Consider the following 2,883-nt stretch of genomic DNA (forward strand, 5'->3'; position numbering starts at 1 on the left):
AGGAAGCCTGTGACGATGGCCGGGCCGAGGCCGATCCGCCGCACCACGCGAGGCGCGGCGTACGCACCGGCCAGCCCGCCGAGCCCGAACGCGGCCACCACCGCCCCCAACGCCCCGGCTGTCAGCCCGAGTTCGGTGGTCCCGTACAGAACGAGCAGCGTCATCAGGAAGGTATGGCACAGACTCAGCATGGACACCCCGGCCAGCAGCAGGCCCGGCGTGCGGTTCGCCGTCACCCACCGTAGCCCGCCCGCCAGGCCGCCCCCCTCACGCGGTGCGGGCGGCGCCTCCCGCGCCCTGATGCCTCCCAGGCACACCGCCGACACCAGATAGGTCACGGCGTCCACCAGCAGGGCGAACGGCGCCGAAAGCGTCTGGACCAGCGCTCCGCCCGTGCTCGGCCCGGCGACCGCGGCCGCCGACCTGCTGGCGGAGAGCAGCGCGTTGCCGTCCACATACCGCTCCGCGGCGACCACGGACGCGTACACGTGGTGATTGCAGACCCGGAACAAGACGGTGAGCGCCCCGACAACGAACTCCGTCACGAACAGGTGAGCCAGCGTCAGCGCCCCGCACGCATACGCCAGCGGTATCGAGGCCACCGCGGCGAACCGCCCGACGTCGGCGACGATCATCGCCCGGCGCCGGTTGGTCTGCCGGTCCGCCCACGCCCCGCCGGGGATCGACAGCAGCAACGACGGCAGCAGGGCCACCGCCGTGAGCCAGCCCATCTCGGCCGCACCTGCGTCCAGCAACAGCACGGCGGCCAGCGGGATCGCCAAGATATTGATCTCGTCGCCGACCAGCGAGATGCTCTGGGCACTCCAGTACAGCCGGAACCCCCGCTCCCGCAGCAGCCCCACCCGGCGCGGCGCGCCGCCGGCCTTCCCACGACGGGCCGCCCTCACCCCCATCCTGACCATCAGGCGGCCAGGACGGTGACGTCAGACGCGTCGCAGGCACTGGAGCCCGGACCGCACCCCATCCGCCACCCACGTGGCACACGCCCGCCGCGGCCGGACGGCGCCAACAGGCGCGTGGACAGAATGCGGCACAAAGTCGTCCTGCCCGCCCCGTTCGGGCCGAGCAGCCCGCCCACCTCGCCCGGCGCGACGGCCAGGAACGCCCGATCCAGCGCGCACAGGTCCGGCCGACCCGTGCGCGGATACCACCGGGTGAACTCCCGGATCTCGATCGCGTTCCAGGTCACCGGCCGACCCCCTGCGCGACGACGGGCAGGGTCAGCAGCATGATGTGGGACACGGGCTCATCCTCTGCCGGCCGCCAGTGGCCGACCTGGCGGTAGCCCCACGCGGCGTAGGCGGCGTGCGCCGGTGCCGCTTCCGGATCGGGCCGCATCGCCAGTGTGACGCGCTCGACACCCAGCCCCTCCAGGAGATGGGCATGCATCCGGGCCGCCACCCCCTGCCGCCGCCACCCGGCGCGTACCGCGAGTTCGACGATGCCCAGCGTGCGCTCACCGGTCTCGGCCGAGAACTCCGCGGTCGTCTCCTCCTCCATCGCCTTCCACCAGCCGGTGTCCGAAGGCAGGGGGTAGCCGAAGGCGTAGCCGACGGGCAGGTCGCCGCAGCGGGCCACGACAAGGCGGGCGCGGGGAAGCCTGACCTCCTGCGCGAAACGGTCCACGAAGTCGGCGATCCCCTTCGTGCCTTCGCAGTACGGCGGTTCGGCCCAGATCTCCTTGTACATCGGCAGCACGACGTCGAGCTGCGCTGCGCACTCCAGCCCTTCCCACCGCTCCACCGTGATCGGTGGGCTCCCCATCCGTTTCCTCCTGTCTGTGGCCGCCAGCCGGACCGGCGTTGGCTAGAGCCTGCTCGGACCGACAGGGATGGACCTGCGGGACCGTTCGCCGATGCTGATGCCGCCCCTGATGCTGATGCCACCCTGCGGTGCGGCGGGGTAGCGCACGGACCTGCGGGTACCGACGCTCGGACCGCTAGCCTTCAACGTGGCGGGGTAGCGGACAGACCTGCGGGTACCGATGCTCGGACCGTTGCCCTTCGCGGTGGCGGGGTAGCGGACAGACCTGCGGGTACCGATGCTCGGACCGTTGCCCTTCGCGGTGGCGGGGTAGCGGACGGACCTGCGGGTACCGATGCTCGGACCGTTGCCCTTCGCGGTGGCGGGGTAGCGGACAGACCTGCGGGTACCGACGCCCGGATGGCCGCCCTTCGCGGTGGCGGGGTGGCGGACAGCCCTGCGGGTACCGACGCTCGGTCCGGTGCCCTTCGCGGTGGCGGGGTGGAGAGTGGGTGTGCCCGGGGCACAGGCGGGGGCCTCGGTGCCCACCTCAGGGTCCATGAGCGCGATCATGCGTGCGGTCCTTTCGACGTCGAAGCGGGGGTTCTGGCACTGCTGCGAACGTAGGCAGCGGCTATCCACCGTGCGAGACGGATCCAGCGCCGAACCTTGCAGGAACCTAGAATCCGCTGGTGAGCATGGGTAATTGAACACCGGGCAGCCGGACCAGGCCGGTTGCCGAACGCGGGAGCACGGGGGGCATGGCATGGAGTTTCGACTGCTTGGAGCCATCGAGGCGCATGCGAGTGCAGGTCCGGTGGATCTCGGGACTGCCCGCCAGCAGACCGTGTTGGCGGCTCTGCTGATGGACGTCAACCGCACGGTGACGACGGATCAGCTGGTGTACCGGGTGTGGGGGGAGGACCCGCCGCGGCGGGCCAAGGACACTCTGTACGGCTACCTCTCCCGGCTGCGGCGCGTGCTGCCGGGCCCAAGCGTGGACATCAGTCGCAGATCAGGTGGCGAGTAATTGTCAATTCCTGTGGATGTCGTCGCGTGACTTGATGACTGGGGATGCGGATGCCTACGCCGTCCGGGCGTTGATGGCCGGCGGTTCGG

The 2,883-nt window shown here is 71.1% G+C and carries 5 protein-coding genes; 1 reads left to right on the forward strand and 4 read right to left on the reverse strand.

The genetic code is table 11. The features are described 5' to 3' along the window. The 4 genes from ABT063_RS51765 to ABT063_RS51780 all read right to left on the reverse strand — a co-directional run. Positions 1 to 914 (reverse strand): MFS transporter (locus ABT063_RS51765; RefSeq protein ID WP_351069307.1); only part of this gene is annotated, 914 nt, incomplete at its 3' end. Positions 915 to 922: 8 nt separating this feature from the next. Next, positions 923 to 1,210: an ATP-binding cassette domain-containing protein gene (locus ABT063_RS52570; protein WP_502991050.1), complete on the reverse strand. Its 288-nt coding sequence runs from the start codon at positions 1,208 to 1,210 to the stop codon at positions 923 to 925. Then, positions 1,207 to 1,785: a GNAT family N-acetyltransferase gene (locus ABT063_RS51775; RefSeq protein WP_351069309.1), complete on the reverse strand. Its 579-nt coding sequence runs from the start codon at positions 1,783 to 1,785 to the stop codon at positions 1,207 to 1,209. Before ABT063_RS51775 ends, ABT063_RS52570 begins: the two co-directional genes overlap by 4 nt. 42 nt (positions 1,786 to 1,827) lie before the next feature. Continuing rightward, positions 1,828 to 2,337, reverse strand: coding sequence for a hypothetical protein (locus tag ABT063_RS51780; protein WP_351069311.1), 510 nt, complete (start codon positions 2,335 to 2,337; stop codon positions 1,828 to 1,830). Positions 2,338 to 2,581: 244 nt separating this feature from the next. Between ABT063_RS51780 and ABT063_RS51785 the strand changes: the two genes are divergently transcribed. Continuing rightward, the gene (locus ABT063_RS51785; protein WP_351069313.1) at positions 2,582 to 2,794 is read left to right on the forward strand and encodes an AfsR/SARP family transcriptional regulator; all 213 of its coding nucleotides are present in this window, start codon (positions 2,582 to 2,584) and stop codon (positions 2,792 to 2,794) included. Positions 2,795 to 2,883 lie beyond the last annotated feature (89 nt).

Origin of the sequence: Streptomyces sp. NPDC002838 (assembly GCF_040295365.1) — a bacterium.
Classification (GTDB): Bacteria; Actinomycetota; Actinomycetes; order Streptomycetales; family Streptomycetaceae; genus Streptomyces.